We start from the raw sequence: 14,037 nt of genomic DNA, 5'->3' as shown, positions 1-14,037 counted from the left end.
ATCAAGCCGACAGTTTACGCCGGGCCAGCAGTCCACCCAAGAGGCCTGTCAGGCATCCGATGAGCAACCCGCCGACATGGGCGGCATTGGCGATCTGGCCGAAGCCGAGCTGGCCGACCACGCCACTGAGGCAGATCACCAGCCAGATGAGCATCATCACCAGCACGCCGCGGGGCAGGCTGAACAATGGGGTGGGCGCCAGCCACTGGTAGAGCCAGAGGTAACCGAGCAAGCCATAGAGCACTCCGGACAAGCCACCGAACAGGTTCGGGCCGCCGATGAAATGCTGGGCCAGGTTCGACACCAGGCTGAACACCAGGGTCAGCGCCAGCAACGCCCAGGGCCCCTGGCGCAATTCGATGCGCCGCCCCAGCTCCCAGTACCACAGCCCGTTCATGGCCAGGTGCAGAACGCCGAAGTGCAGCAGCATGGGCGACACCAGGCGCCACCACTGGCCCTCGCCCAGGCTCTGGGCCAGCGGCACGAAATAGAGGTAGTCGCCCTGTACCTGGTAGTCCTGGAAGGTGAACCAGCTCAGGGTCGAGAGGTTTTCGCCCAGGCCGGTCAAGCCAACGACGGCCATGCACAGCAGCAGCATCCCCGCGGTAACCTTGCAGGCGCGCAACTGTTCCTTCAGCGGGGGCCGGGCCGGCTCGCTCGCCGGCAAGCCTGCGTCCATGACCGGCTCCACGTCGGCATTGCCGTCAGGGTAGCGCCGGTAGAGGTCAAGCACCTGGGCGGCCATGGCGGGCGGTACCCAGAGCACCTGCTCACTGCCCTCCTCGACCACCCGGTGCGGCACCTCGAGGCGCCGCAACAGGGCAACGAAACCACTGAGGTCGACACCCAGCGGCAGACGCATCACTTCGACCACGTTCATTGGCTGGCCTGCGGTCGGTCGACATCGACCCAGACGAACTTGTGCGGGTCGATGCGGGTTTCGTCGTCCAGTCGGTAGGCGGCCAGCTTGCCGTAGAGCACCGCGCTGTAGTCCAGGCAGGCCAGGTTGGCGCGAATCGGCGCGGGGTGGCCGCTGCGCCAGTAATGGCCGACGAACAGCAGTGGCTCATCCTCCGAATAACGCAGCAGCGCGTTCTTCTGGCTGTGGCTGAGCGGCGCGCGGGCCACTTCCTCGGGCAGCGCATCAGGTTGGAACACGATGTCGCCATAGGTTTGTGGGTCTTCTTCCCAGAACTTGGTGCGGAAGAAGGCGCGGGTCAGACCGTCGCCGCCGGTCAGCGTGAGACCGTCCGGCAGGCGCATGTCGGTGCCGCGCAGCAGGCGGTTGCACACGGTCGAGGCGAAGCTTCCCGACACCGCCGAGGCCTGCACGAAGTGTTCGTCGATACGGCCGTCCGGGTACTGGGCGCGCAACTGTGCGATCAGTTGATGATCCCAGCAGGCATGCACCAGACGGAAACGCCCGGCGTCGACGAACAGCGGCAGGGTGTAGAACCACTGGATGAAATCGTGCCAGTCGCCGGGATGCTGGGCGAACTGGGTGAGGGTCTCGTCGATCAGGCGGGCATGACGCGGCGTGTGCTCACGCACGAAGGCCTTGCCGCTGCCGGGGAGCGCCGGCGTGACCCAGCCCAGGGCGTTGTACTCGTGATTGCCCATGATGCAGTGGGCCTGGCCGGCTTCGACCATGTCGTGGACGATATGCAGCGCCTCGCGGATGCGCGGGCCACGGTCGACGATGTCGCCGAGGAACAGCGCCTGGCGCCGCGGATGGCGCCAGACACCGCCCGTGCGCGTGTAGCCAAGGGTGTCGAGCAGGCGTTCGAGGGTCAACGCACAACCGTGAACGTCGCCGATGATGTCGAAACTGCGTGCCGGATCGAGCATCAGTCGTCCCTGCCCCCCAGGCGACTGCCCCAGCCAAGCTTGGTGCGGCAGACTTCGTAGTAGTTATGATCCAGCGGATGGATCAGGCGCAGCTTCTGCGGCTTCTTGCTCACCGTGATGGTGTCGCCTGGAGCGCAGGTGAAGTGGTTCTGCCCGTCACAGGAGACCTGTGGGTAGATCTGCAGGTCCTTGGCGACCACGATCTTCAGCTCGCTGTTGCCATCGACCACGATCGGCCGGCCAGACAAGGTGTGCGGGTACATCGGCACGATGACGATGGCATCGAGCTTGGGGTGCATGATCGGGCCGCCGGCAGACAGCGCGTAGGCGGTGGACCCTGTGGGCGTGGCGACGATCAGGCCGTCGGCCTTCTGGCTGCAGACGAACTGGCCGTCGATGTAGATCTCGAACTCGATCATCCGCGTCGACTTGCCCGGGTGCAGCACCACATCGTTGAGCGCGTCGCCCTGGCCAATGGCCTCGTTGTGGCGGCGAACTTCGGCCTGCAGCAGGAAGCGGTTCTCGACCAGGTAGTGGCCGTCGAGCACCTCGGCGACCTTGGTTTCCAGCTCGTCGGGACGAATGTCGGTGAGAAAGCCGAGGTTGCCGCGGTTGATGCCCAGCACCGGGATGTTATGCCGGGCCAGCGCTCGGGCGGCGCCCAACAAACTGCCGTCGCCACCGACGACGATGACCAGGTCGCAGACCTCGCCCAGCAGCTTGCGCGTGGAGGTCTGCAGGCCGTGGCCGGGCAGCACTTCGGCGATAGTGTCCTCGAGGATCACGTGCAGGTGGCGCTCGAGCAGGAACTTCTTCAGTCGGCGAATGGTGTCGAGCACCTGCGAGCTGCCGAGGCGTCCGATGATACCGATATTGCGAAATTGCTCCATGGGGCTCCTGCAAGGCTCTGCGGCGGGTGACAATGCCTGGATTATGGGCGAAACGACCGGCCAGCGGCAAACCGGCTATGCTCGCAGGATGACACCCTTCACCGACCTCCACGCCCTGCCCCGCCAGCTCCGCCACCCTGCCGTGCGTGATCTGGCGTGGACGCTGCTGTCGCCGCCGCTGCTGAGCGAACCGCCCTGCCCGCAACGCCATCCGCTGGCGGCCAGCGCCTGGGCGGACGATCCGGGGCGGTTACGCGACTGGCTGCTGGCTCTCGATCATGATGCGCAGCCCTTGCAGACGTGGCTGGCGCGCCTCACCAGCCGGCGGTTGGGGCTGTACTACGAACACCTCTGGCAGTTCGCCCTGCAACAGGCACCCGGTGTCGAGCTACTGGCCGCCAACCTGGCGATCCGCCAAGGCGGGCAAACCTTGGGTGAGCTGGATGTCCTGCTGCGCGATCGCACGGGTGACCACCACCTGGAACTGGCGATCAAGCTTTACCTCGGGCCGGATCAGGCTGATGCCCACGACCCGGCGCAGTGGCTGGGGCCAGGCTGTCACGACCGCCTGGGCAGCAAGCTGGCGCACCTGGTCGCACATCAGTTGCCGATCTCGGCTCGGGCCGAAAGCCGGGAAGTCCTGAATCAACTGCAGGTGGGCCATGTGCAGTCGCACCTGTGGCTGGGTGGCTATCTTTTCCATCCATGGCCAGGGCAACTCACGGCCCCCTTCGGGGCCAACCCTGCACACCTGCGCGGGCGCTGGCTGCATCGACGCGAGTGGGCGCAATATGCCAGCGCTCACCCGAGGGCACTCTGGCAACCGCTGCAACGCCATGCCTGGCTGGCACCTGCACGGGTCGAGGCTGGGGATCGCTGGGGGGCGGCGGGTTTTGCAGCCTGGCTGTGGCGCTTGGAGGAAGGAGCCGCGGCACAATTGCTGGTGAGGCTGGAGGAGGATGGCGAAGGCGGCTGGCAAGAGGCGGAGCGAGTGTTTCTGGTGAGTGACAGCTGGCCACACTTACCGGGATGACCCGGGACCCGTGCTCGAGAAAATGCCGTTCCGAGCCCAAAAATCATCGAAACAACCGACCTGAAACAACGAAAAATTACCAATCGACGCGCTAAAGTCCACATCAGGCGCCAGCAAGAGCGCCCACCCAACCTGATGACGAGGACCGACCATGGTTTCATCCACTCCCGCGCCCCACTACGCGCGCCTGTCGATCACCCTGCACTGGCTGATGCTGGTGCTGCTCGCCGCCGTGTATGCCTGCATTGAGCTGCGCGGCCTGTTCCCCAAGGACAGCGCCGAGCGCGACCTGATGAAGAGCCTGCACTTCATGCTCGGCCTCACCGTGTTCGTGCTGGTATGGCTGCGCCTGGCCATGCGCCTGGCGCGCCCGACACCGCCTATCGTGCCCAAGCCACCCGCCTGGCAGACCGGCCTCTCCCATCTGGTCCACATGCTGCTGTACCTGCTGATGATCGGCATGCCACTGGCCGGCTGGCTGATCCTCAGCGCTGCGGGCAAGCCGATACCATTCTTTGGGCTGGAGCTGCCTGCACTGATCGGCCAGGATCCGGACCAGGCAAAGTTCATCAAGGGCTGGCATGAACGCATCGGCACCTGGGGCTACTGGCTGATCGGGCTGCATGCCGTTGCCGGGCTGTACCACCACTACGTACGCCGGGACAACACACTGCTGCGCATGCTGCCTTACAAGTAGCCGCGCCGCCCCTGCAGGCCACCGGTATGAACGAAGATCAGGCGGGTGCCGGGTGAAAATCGCCCGGCCTCGACCTGCTCACGCAGCGCCCACAGCGCCTTCCCTGTGTAGAGCGCTTCGAGTGGCAGACCGCTGTACCTCTCGCTGTCTGCGATGAATGCCAGCAACGCGTCATCGCGCCGGGCGAATCCGCCGCGGCAGGCGTCGTGCAGGCAATAGCCCGCTGTACCCACCAGTTGCGCAATGCCCTGCTCCACACCATGATCGCGCGGCACCGCCAAGGCGCCATGCACCGGATGCGCGCCCTGCTCGGCCAGTACCAGGCCTGCCAGCGTGGTGCCGGTGCCCACCGCCAGCCACCAGGCGTGGTAATCATCCCAACCGATCGACGCCAATTGCGCTTGTGCCTGCTCGACGATCTGCCCACATCCCAAGGCACCTTCCACACCGCCCCCACCTTCGGGGATGCAATGCCAGCCGGGATAACGCGCCTGCCAGGGTTGCCAGAAGCCTGGCGCGTGGCGCGCCCGATAACCACCGTAGCCCAACCAGTGCAAGGTCATGCCCAGCGCTTCCAGATCACGGACGGTCGGGGTGTCTTGCCGCTGGCCTCGCAACAACCCGGCGGTGGCGAAGCCTAAGCGTCTGCCCGCAGCGGCCAAGGCGTGCAAATGATTGGAATGGTTGCCGCCCAGACTGATCAGGCCAGGTGCGTTGGCCTTCCGGGCAGCACGCAGGTGGTGCTGCAGCTTGAACCACTTGTTGCCACTGACCAGTGGGTCGATCAGGTCCAGACGCAACACCGCGCACGCCACACCAGCGTGCGCCAACCAGGGCAGGTGCAGGCTTTGCAGGGGCGCGGCGGTGGAGCCGGAAAGTCCATCGAACATCTATAGCCCCCCCGAAAAGCCCGCACGTTAGCAGGTCAACGGCGCCCCGTCTTCCAGCTGTGGGCATTGCCGACATTGATGTAGTCTTCCAGTGGCGTCAGCAGCGCGGAAACGCGCTTCACCCATTCAAATACCGCGCGCTCGGGACGTACGCCGTTGTCCTGCGAGTGGAAGATATACAGCTTCGCCTCGGTCAAGGCCTTCTCGATCGCGCTGGCGCTGTGCCGTATCGTATTGAGCAGACCAGGGCCAGTCACCCGTGATACCTCACGCATGTACTCGGTGAAACCAGGATCGGAAAACTTCGGACGATGCCCAAGCTTGCGACTAGCGCTGAAACGCTGGGACATTTCCCGCAACACCGCATCGAGCAATGGATTGCCCTTGAGCGAGGCGAAATGACTGTTGTTGGGGCCGTTGAGCATCAGGGTCGCGTTGCTCACCACCCCGCCCACCGCCAGTTGCCCAGGGCGCAATGTCAACTGAGGCAGCGGGCGGAGCAGCACATCGTCCATGTCCATGTACACCCCGCCCAACTCATCTATCAACTTGTAGCGCAAGGCGTCGCAGGCCGCCGCATAGTTGCGGGTTTCCGGCCGCAGGAAGAACTTGAACACCTCACCCTGCGGACCCTCCTCGAAATCCTTGAAGAACGCGTCTCCCTTCAAGGACGTGCAGGTTGCTCCTGGGTAGCGCGAGCGTAGCTTGCGCAACTGCAACGCATTGTTCACCCCCCATCCACTGCGGCCTAGAAAATGCAGATGCAACTGATAACCGCCGGCCCGTGCCATCTCGATGTTGCCCTTGAGCGTGGAGTCGTGAGACGCAATCAGATTGTCTGCGCTGCCGATCCAGATCTGGTGGATAACCTTCGGGAGCAGCTCCAGCCCACTGCTCGGCGGCAGCTCTGGCAACACTGGCCGCTGGAGACACTCCAGTTCCAGGCGCGCTTGCTGGCGCTCCAATCGAGAAGCCGCAGGGCCAGGGTCGACGGCGCCCAGATAGGTATTCGTCTGCTCATCCCGCCGGTAATAACGACCTTTGGAAGATGAGTACCAGCAGCAATAATCCAGATCGAACAGCACCTCCACCTCCTGGGTGCCGTCCATGATCCGGAAAGTCCTGCCACTGCTATTGGCGCTTTCTCGGACCCCGCGCATCACCTTCATCGGCATTGGCCGGACCGGCAGCGGTTGATCCATTCCGCCCAGCAGTCCCGGGCGGCGCACGATCAGCCAGTCGCCTGTACGTGGATCACGTTCGATTCTTGGATCGGGATTGGAAAACAACGAGCGGCTTTGAACCCCGTCGCCTGATCCGATATAAAAAGTCGACGTGCGTTGCAGCGGGTCACGCACTTCGTAGACGGGGTAGTAACGGCCCTGCAAAGACACGTTCAACCGGCCATCGAAGACCAGTAACCCCTTGCGCAGGCCGTGAGAAATGACAAAGGGCGCGCCCTGAGGCTTGGGCACTTCGTCGATCGCGACGACCGACCGTACACCGCTGCCGCTCACCAGTCGCAGCGGCACTCCCGAAGCAGCGGGAGCCCTGAACCGGTAGAACTTTGCGTTAGCCAGGCCGCTCAGGCTGGTCAAGGCCTCGAGGGCATAGGTTCCGGCCTGCTCGCGCTGCCCGCTGGCCAGCGCCGCATAGCTGTTGAACATGTAGTAGCCAAGCTCTGCCAGGTCGAGCACGGTCATGACCCGCGCAGGAATCAGCGCGCTCAGCACGCGGAACACGGGGACAGCGATATCCAGGCCACGCTCCAGCCGCAACTCGGCATCGGAAACCGCCAGGCTGTTACCTTCGGCCAGCAGATAAGCGATGCGATAATTGAAAATTGCCTTGCCTATCGGTTGGTTGAGGGTTTGCGTCGCCAGCTCTGCACCGGCCTTGCCATCAGCGATGCGGAGCAACAGAGGCAAGGCGGTTCCGAGCTGATGACGGCCGAACCGCGACACCCAGTATTCAGTGCTTGCAGGCCACGGCGACGTCCGTTGCAGACCCTCGAGCTCTTGGGCCAGCACGCTGCGCAGAGCCCTGCGAGAGCTGTGGCGCCTGAACGGCTTGCCAGATGGATGGCCAGGTGTATAGCAGATCAGTGACGACTCACCGACTTCATGGAAGATCAGCACGTCACGCAGGGAGTTGCCACCCAGCGTGAGCAGCTGCAACTCGGCACGCTGCCCTTCGCGTATTGGCCGCTGGTCCGGCGATGGATGATCCAGAATGTCCTGGACAGCCTGATACCCGGAATCGTCAAGGTCACCGGTAGCATGCGCCAGGAACGCATCGAGCCGCAGACGTTTCTCGAACAGGCTTGTCGCAGCATCGTGGCGCCGCTGGTGCAGGCCCTTGGTTTCGCCATCGGAAGGTGTCTTCAACGCGTCGCTGATTGCTTGTAGATAGTGCGCCTGCAGGTCCAGCCGCTGGATCAGGCTGCCCAGCCGAGTACTGGAAAGATAGCGTGACTGAGCCTGAGTAACGCCACTGAATTCGACCGTCCAACTGGCGTCGGCCCTGGCATCCATGCGCATGGCGATGTATTCGAGCAACGAGCACTCGCTCTGCACGCTTTGCGCCTGTCCAGGATCAGGAGTGACGCCCGGCGCAAGTTCCGACTCTGGCAATTCGGGGCTGTATTCGACGACGTCGATCTCGACGGTGACAGCACGGGGGTCCAAATCCTGCCCGTCCTTGCGCAATTCGGTGCGAATCCGATCACGGGCGAAATCCTCGAAAGCGGGTAACTGCTGCCAATAGTCCTCGGCGAGGCTCTGCTGCTGGGCAATGTCCAGCAACAGGCCATCCAGTATGTCTTGCTGCGCTTGGGCAAGGTTGCGCAGACCATCTGGTAGTTGCGCCCGCAACGACTGGCGTTCGGCCTCGAACGCCAACAGCACCTGCGTTGAACGTGCACGCGATACATCCAGGCCGATACGATCATCCCATACACCGCGCTGCTCGCGGGTCGCGCTCGCACGCCAGGCCTCACACTGCTGTCTGGCCAGGTGCTCGAACGGATTGCCCTCGATCACCCCCGCTCTCACTTCGAAGCTTGCGTCTTCGCGCTCCCATTCTTCCAGCAACGCCTGCTGCGCCTCCGGTGCCAGGCGCATCAACAAGGCCAAGCCCCAGGCGCGATCCTCCAACAATGCCTTGCGCACCCCATCCAGGGTGGCCTGGAGGTTGTCGTGACGACGGATGAAACCGAAGTATCCACTGCAATACAGCACAGCTTCGCCGGTCAGAGCCTGCCGCTCGGTAACGTAGGACAGTGCCGGGTCGTAGCCGGCCGGGATTTCGCTGAGGACCAGCATGCCTGGCAAAGAGAAGGACTTCGAGCTTCCACCGGTGCGCACCGTCAGGTCATAGACACCTCTTGGCACGCTGCGGTCGGAGAAACGGGGGTGGGCGACGATGTCTTCGATCAGCGCCCTGGCTTGGGCAGTGAGCGTTCCGACGCTCTCCAGCAGTTGCACATCATCCGCCAGGCTCGCGCGCACCTGCTGCTCCATGGCCAGTTGCCGAGGGGCCAACGACAGCTGCGCGGGAACCTCCCAGTAGGTTTGCGCATCGACCTCGAAGCGGCTGAGCACCGTCTTGGCGTCTATAAGCTTCAAGGCGTCGTGCACCTGATCCAGGGTCACGTCCGCAATCAGGTCGGCTTCGGCCAGCGAACTGGCGCTCGACGACAGCACCGCCTGTGCCGGGTCGAAGAGATCAGCCGTGGTCTGCCCCAGGCGTGCGGACTCGACCAGGCTCTTCAGGGTGTGGCCATGGGTGACCGTACGCTCCTCGGAGCCCTCGTCGTCGATGAATTGCAACAGGTAGGGGGCACGCGCCAGCAGGCCTGGCAACTGTGCCTCGAACAGCGCAAGGGCCGACGCGCCGAGCGTGGGCAGGGCATCGGTTTGCGGGAATTGATCCGGCAGTTCGGCGGCAAGCGGCTGGGGTTGCGGGGGATGGGTCATGGCGGCAATCTCTTTTGAAAATCGAGAGGTTGCCGCCACCAGACGGACAGTCGGTGCTAAGTATGTCTTCCTGGAGCTCGGTCTTCCTAGAGCTCCGCTGCCAGGCGCGATCCCTGGTTGATCGCGCGCTTGGCATCGAGCTCGGCAGCGACATCCGCACCACCGATCAGGTGCACCGATTGCCCCTTGGCCAGCAGCCCTTCATACAGCTCGCGCTGCGGCTCCTGCCCGGCGCAGATCACCACGTTGTCCACCGCCAGCACCTGCGGTTCGCCCTCGCCAATGCGCACATGCAGGCCCGCATCATCGATCTTCAGGTAATCGACGCTGTTGAGCATCTGTACCTGTTTGTTCTTGAGACCCGTACGGTGAATCCAGCCAGTGGTCTTGCCCAGGCCGTCGCCGACCTTGGTCTTCTTGCGCTGCAACAGATAGACCTGGCGTGCCGGGGCATGGGGTTCAGGCTTGACCCCCGCGATACCGCCGCGGGCCTCAAGGCTGGCATCGATACCCCACTCCTTCCAGAACGCAGCGCGATCCTGGCTGGTGGCGATGCCCTTGTGCACCAGGTACTCGCTGACGTCAAACCCGATACCACCGGCGCCGATCACGGCAACCCGCTCACCTACTGGCTTGCGCTCGAGCAGCACATCAAGGTAGCTCAGAACCTTGGCATGCTCGACCCCGGGGATGGTTGGCGTACGTGGGGTGATCCCGGTAGCCAGGATAATCTCGTCGAAGCCGCCCGCCGCCAGTTCGTCGACACCAACACGGGTGTTCAGGCGCAGTGTCACGCCGCTGTTCTTCACTTTGTTGGCGAAGTAGCGCAGGGTCTCGAAGAACTCTTCCTTGCCCGGCACACGCTTGGCGACATTGAACTGCCCACCCATCTCGGCGCTGGCATCGAACAGGGTCACCTCGTGCCCACGCTCGGCGGCGACCGTCGCCGCAGCGAGGCCAGCAGGCCCTGCGCCGACCACGGCGATGCGTTTCACCGCACGTACGGGCAGGTAGTTGAGCTCGGTCTCGTGGCAGGCACGCGGGTTCACCAGGCAACTGGTCAGCTTGCCGCCGAAGGTGTGGTCCAGACAGGCCTGGTTGCAGCCGATGCAGGTGTTGATCTCGTCCGCGCGGCCCTCGGCCGCCTTGTTGACGAAGTTAGGGTCGGCGAGGAAGGGCCGGGCCATCGATACCATGTCGGCATCGCCTTCGGCCAACACGGCTTCGGCCACTTCCGGCGTGTTGATGCGGTTGGTGGTGATCAGCGGAATCTGCACTGCGCCGCGCAGCTTGGCGGTTACCTTGCTGAACGCTGCGCGCGGCACCTTGGTCGCGATGGTCGGGATGCGCGCTTCGTGCCAGCCGATGCCTGTGTTGATCAAGGTGGCGCCCGCCTGCTCGATGGCCTTGGCCAACTGCACGATCTCGTCCCAGTTGCTGCCACCCTCGACCAGATCGAGCATCGACAGGCGGAAGATGATGATGAACTCACGGCCCACCGCTTCACGTACGCGTCCGACGATCTCTACCGCAAGACGCATGCGGTTCTCGTAGCTGCCACCCCAGCGGTCGGTGCGGTGGTTGGTGTGCGCGGCGAGGAACTGGTTGATGAAGTAGCCTTCCGAACCCATGATCTCGACGCCGTCGTAGCCCGCACGCTGGGCCAGTACCGAACAGTTCACAAAGTCATCAATCTGCTTCTGGATGCCCGCCTCGTCCAACTCCTTGGGCTTGAACGGGTTGATCGGTGCCTGGATGGCACTGGGCGCCACTTGCCGCGGGCTGTAGGCGTAGCGTCCGGCATGCAGGATCTGCAGACAGATCTTGCCCCCTGCCGCATGCACCGCCTCGGTGACGATCCGATGCTTATCGGCTTCTTCTTCGGTGCTGAGCTTGGCCGCACCGGAGTACACGCCACCCTCGTCGTTCGGCGCAATACCGCCGGTCACCATCAGGCCGACCCCGCCACGGGCACGTTCGGCAAAGTAGGCGGCCATCCGCTCGAAGCCACCCGGGCGCTCTTCGAGACCGGTGTGCATGGAGCCCATCAGGGTGCGGTTACGCAGGGTGGTGAAGCCCAGATCGAGCGGGGCCAACAGGTGTGGGTAACGTTCGGCAGCCATGGAGGGACTCCTGATGAGGCGTGATCACGGAATGCGGGTGCCTCACACGGGCCCCGTCGTTTGTCTGCCGTCGACATTAAACAGGCGTTTGAACCGGCTCAATGATCGAAACTGACAACTTATTGATCCTGCTGCACAGCGGGACTACCCTAGAGCACCCTTGGCCTCAAGATGCCGTACCGCTTCATGCGCAAACTCCTGGCAAGCGCTCTGGCGCTGGTGACAATCGCCGCCCTGTTCAGCTATGGGTTCTGGACCCAACAACGCCCGGAAGGTCATTACCTGTCCGATTTGCGCATCGAACTGGCGCTCAACCAGGGGGTACCCGGCGAGCACGGCAATCTGCTGGGCATCGAGCCGTTGCTCTACCCCAGCGACTACCAGAACCTCGGGCGCCTGCACCGCAAGCTCTCGGCCTATCTGGAACAGGCCCGTGCCCAAGGCTTGGTCAACCCGCGAACGGTGGTGGTGCTACCCGAGCACATCGGCACCTGGCTCTGGGCCCGCGGCGAGAAAAAGGAGCTGTACCAGGTCACCCAGTTCCGCGAGGCCTGGCAGTGGCTGGAGCTGAGCAACCCCGTGCGCTACGGCCTGGCCATGCTGGCGGCCACTGGTGATGATCGCCGCTCCGACGCGCACCTGCGCATGAAGGCGCGGCAGATGGCCGCTGACTACCAGCAACTGTTTGGCGGCCTGGCCCGCGAGTTCGGCGTCACCCTGGTGGCCGGCTCCATCGTGCTGCCGTCGCCTTATGTCGAGGAGGGCCAGTTGCATGTCGGCAAAGGCCCCCTGTTCAACAGCAGCCTGGTGTTCGCCAGCGATGGCACACCGCTTGGCCAGCCGCAGTTGCAGCAATACGCCGATAGCGAGGTCCGTCGTTTCATTCAAGATGGCCAGGCCCAGCCGCTGCAGGTCGTGCAGACCCCGGCGGGGCGCCTGGGTGTACTGGTGGGCAGCGACAGCTGGTATCCGCGCAACCATGAACTGTTGGCTCACCAGTCGGTGCAACTGATCGCCAATCCGGTGTTTCTCAGTGGCAAGGGAAGTTGGCAGGAACCCTGGCGCGGCAACCGCCACCAACAGGCTGCCAACCAGTTGCCGCTGAGCAAAGGCGAAGTCAGTGAAGAGGCGGCTTGGCGTCAACTGATCCTGGCCGCCAACCCCAAGCTGCCAAGCATCAGTGTCTTCCTGCGCGGCCAGTTCTGGGAGCTGGGCAGCGACGGCCAGGGCTTTGCCAACCAGGCGGGCGCGCAACTGGCTGGCAATCCCAGCCAGGGTGCCCGCCTGCTGAACCTGTGGCTGTAAGGGCATGCGCCAGCCACGCGTGCGCCTGGGTGACCTCTCGGTAGGTTTCGTCCAGCCCCTGACCGAAGCCCTGCAGGAGCTGGGACATGACCCGGCACCGCTGCTGCAACGTTATGGGCTGGATGCCATGCGCATGAACGAAGCCGGTGCCCGCCTGTCGATTCCCCGCTACATGCACCTGGGGCATGCAGCCATCGAGCTCAGTGCCGAGCCCGCCCTGGGGCTGCGCATGGGACGCCTGAGCCGCCTGGCCCAGGCCGGCCTGGCAGGCGTGACGGCAGCGCAAGCACCGAACGTGCGCGAGGCCGCGCGTACCCTGCTGCGCTATGAGCCGCTGTACGCTGCCAACTATCGTGGCAGCTCGGCCTTCATCGAAGACGCCCAAGGGGCCTGGCTGCGCTTTTATTCGATCAGCCCGTACAACACCTACAACCGCTTCGTGGTCGATTCGTTGCTGGCCGGCTGGCTGGCACAGCTGTCAGGGCTGGCTGGCACGCTGCTGCTGGCCGAACGCATGGAAATCGAGTTCGAGGCGCCCGCCTACAGTACCCTGTACCAACCGTTGTGCAGCACGCCCGTGCAGTTCGGTGCCGCCAGCAACCAGCTGCGCCTCGGCCAGGCCGCCCTCGCGCTGGGCAACCCACACCACTGCCCCAGTACCTGGCAGCACCTGCTGCAACTGTGCGAGGCGGAGCTGACCCAGCGCACGCGTGTGCGCAGCCTGGGCGAGCGCATCACACATCTGCTCGGCCCATTGCTCAACGGCGGACGGGAGCCTGACCTGGAGGAGGTGTCACGCCACCTGCAATTGCCCACCTGGACCTTGCGTCGCAAGCTGGCCGAGGAAGGCTCGAGCTTTCGCGGCCTGCTCAATGACACCCGACGCGACCTCGCCGAAACCTATATCCGCGACACGGAGCTGGCCTTCGGTGAAATCGCCTATCTGCTGGGGTTTGCATCGGCCGAAGCCTTCCAGCGCGCATTCAAGCGCTGGACGAGGCTGACACCGGGGGAGTTTCGCCGCCATCAGCGGCAAGTAGGCTAGAGCTCGGTGGCGTCTTCCGCCGGCTCCGGGGTATCCAGTTCATATGCCTGGAATTCGAGAAGTTCTTCCTGATAGTCGTCCATTGGCCTGCGTCCTCTTGCATTCATTTTTTCATGGGTCTGGCCATCAAGCTAAGCGGGCCGGATGAAGGAATCATGACATCCCCATGAGGAATAAACGTAGCAGGCGTTCAGGTCGTTAACCGCAGTACGTGTGTAACAGCAGATGA

Annotated in this window: 10 protein-coding genes; 4 read left to right on the top strand and 6 right to left on the bottom strand. The window is 63.9% G+C overall.

Translation table 11 applies throughout. The annotated features are described in order from the left end of the window. Position 1: 1 nt before the first annotated feature. The 3 genes from ACNFHO_RS22095 to ACNFHO_RS22085 are packed head-to-tail and all read right to left on the bottom strand — an operon-like array spanning position 2 to position 2,738. Positions 2 to 880, bottom strand: a complete 879-nt coding sequence (locus ACNFHO_RS22095) for a rhomboid family intramembrane serine protease (protein WP_063543895.1) — start codon at positions 878 to 880, stop codon at positions 2 to 4. Then, entirely contained in the window at positions 877 to 1,851 is a 975-nt protein-coding gene (locus tag ACNFHO_RS22090; RefSeq protein WP_178117541.1) for a metallophosphoesterase, read from the bottom strand. The genes ACNFHO_RS22095 and ACNFHO_RS22090 overlap by 4 nt, the downstream gene beginning before the upstream one ends. After that, positions 1,848 to 2,738, bottom strand: coding sequence for an NAD(+) kinase (locus ACNFHO_RS22085; protein ID WP_054893119.1), 891 nt, complete (start codon positions 2,736 to 2,738; stop codon positions 1,848 to 1,850). Before ACNFHO_RS22085 ends, ACNFHO_RS22090 begins: the two co-directional genes overlap by 4 nt. Between ACNFHO_RS22085 and ACNFHO_RS22080 the strand changes: the two genes are divergently transcribed. Beyond that, a complete protein-coding gene (locus ACNFHO_RS22080) occupies positions 2,737 to 3,771 on the top strand; it encodes a DUF1853 family protein (RefSeq protein ID WP_416767346.1) in 1,035 nt (344 codons plus the stop codon). The genes ACNFHO_RS22085 and ACNFHO_RS22080 overlap by 2 nt on opposite strands. Before the next feature lie 151 nt (positions 3,772 to 3,922). Beyond that, positions 3,923 to 4,468 carry a cytochrome b gene (locus ACNFHO_RS22075; RefSeq protein ID WP_416767345.1) on the top strand — a complete coding sequence of 182 codons (546 nt, stop codon included), beginning with the start codon at positions 3,923 to 3,925 and terminating at the stop codon, positions 4,466 to 4,468. On the opposite strand, the gene ACNFHO_RS22070 is transcribed toward ACNFHO_RS22075, so the two are convergent. The 3 genes from ACNFHO_RS22070 to ACNFHO_RS22060 all read right to left on the bottom strand — a co-directional run bounded on the left by ACNFHO_RS22070 (position 4,459) and on the right by ACNFHO_RS22060 (position 11,458). Then, positions 4,459 to 5,358 (bottom strand): 1-aminocyclopropane-1-carboxylate deaminase/D-cysteine desulfhydrase, encoded by a 900-nt coding sequence (locus ACNFHO_RS22070; RefSeq protein ID WP_416767344.1) that lies wholly within the window; start codon positions 5,356 to 5,358, stop codon positions 4,459 to 4,461. The genes ACNFHO_RS22075 and ACNFHO_RS22070 overlap by 10 nt on opposite strands. 35 nt (positions 5,359 to 5,393) lie before the next feature. Next, positions 5,394 to 9,335 carry a dermonecrotic toxin domain-containing protein gene (locus ACNFHO_RS22065; RefSeq protein WP_416767343.1) on the bottom strand — a complete coding sequence of 1,314 codons (3,942 nt, stop codon included), beginning with the start codon at positions 9,333 to 9,335 and terminating at the stop codon, positions 5,394 to 5,396. 86 nt (positions 9,336 to 9,421) lie between these two features. Further along, positions 9,422 to 11,458 carry an FAD-dependent oxidoreductase gene (locus ACNFHO_RS22060; RefSeq protein ID WP_416767342.1) on the bottom strand — a complete coding sequence of 679 codons (2,037 nt, stop codon included), beginning with the start codon at positions 11,456 to 11,458 and terminating at the stop codon, positions 9,422 to 9,424. Positions 11,459 to 11,644: 186 nt separating this feature from the next. On the opposite strand from ACNFHO_RS22060, the gene ACNFHO_RS22055 reads away from it, so the two are divergent. Together ACNFHO_RS22055 and ACNFHO_RS22050 are read left to right on the top strand one after the other, a co-directional pair. Further along, positions 11,645 to 12,763: a nitrilase-related carbon-nitrogen hydrolase gene (locus ACNFHO_RS22055; protein ID WP_416767341.1), complete on the top strand. Its 1,119-nt coding sequence runs from the start codon at positions 11,645 to 11,647 to the stop codon at positions 12,761 to 12,763. Between the two features lie 4 nt (positions 12,764 to 12,767). Then, positions 12,768 to 13,808, top strand: a complete 1,041-nt coding sequence (locus ACNFHO_RS22050) for an AraC family transcriptional regulator (protein ID WP_416767340.1) — start codon at positions 12,768 to 12,770, stop codon at positions 13,806 to 13,808. The last annotated feature ends 229 nt before the right edge of the window (positions 13,809 to 14,037 follow it).

Origin of the sequence: Pseudomonas sp. NY15374 (assembly GCF_048068255.1) — a bacterium.
GTDB lineage: Bacteria > Pseudomonadota > Gammaproteobacteria > Pseudomonadales > Pseudomonadaceae > Aquipseudomonas > Aquipseudomonas machongensis.
The sequence above is the reverse complement of the archived record's forward strand: the minus strand, read 5'-3'. Positions and strand labels throughout refer to the sequence as shown.

Bases quoted from the DNA above. Each gene is read 5' to 3' on its own strand.
- ACNFHO_RS22080 (WP_416767346.1), top strand. From the start codon at position 2,737: ATGGGGCTCCTGCAAGGCTCTGCGGCGGGTGACAATGCCTGGATTATG.
- ACNFHO_RS22085 (WP_054893119.1), bottom strand. From the start codon at position 2,738: ATGGAGCAATTTCGCAATATCGGTATCATCGGACGCCTCGGCAGCTCG.
- ACNFHO_RS22060 (WP_416767342.1), bottom strand. From the start codon at position 11,458: ATGGCTGCCGAACGTTACCCACACCTGTTGGCCCCGCTCGATCTGGGC.
- ACNFHO_RS22050 (WP_416767340.1), top strand. From the start codon at position 12,768: ATGCGCCAGCCACGCGTGCGCCTGGGTGACCTCTCGGTAGGTTTCGTC.
- ACNFHO_RS22070 (WP_416767344.1), bottom strand. From the start codon at position 5,358: ATGTTCGATGGACTTTCCGGCTCCACCGCCGCGCCCCTGCAAAGCCTG.
- ACNFHO_RS22095 (WP_063543895.1), bottom strand. From the start codon at position 880: ATGAACGTGGTCGAAGTGATGCGTCTGCCGCTGGGTGTCGACCTCAGT.
- ACNFHO_RS22075 (WP_416767345.1), top strand. From the start codon at position 3,923: ATGGTTTCATCCACTCCCGCGCCCCACTACGCGCGCCTGTCGATCACC.
- ACNFHO_RS22065 (WP_416767343.1), bottom strand. From the start codon at position 9,335: ATGACCCATCCCCCGCAACCCCAGCCGCTTGCCGCCGAACTGCCGGAT.
- ACNFHO_RS22055 (WP_416767341.1), top strand. From the start codon at position 11,645: ATGCGCAAACTCCTGGCAAGCGCTCTGGCGCTGGTGACAATCGCCGCC.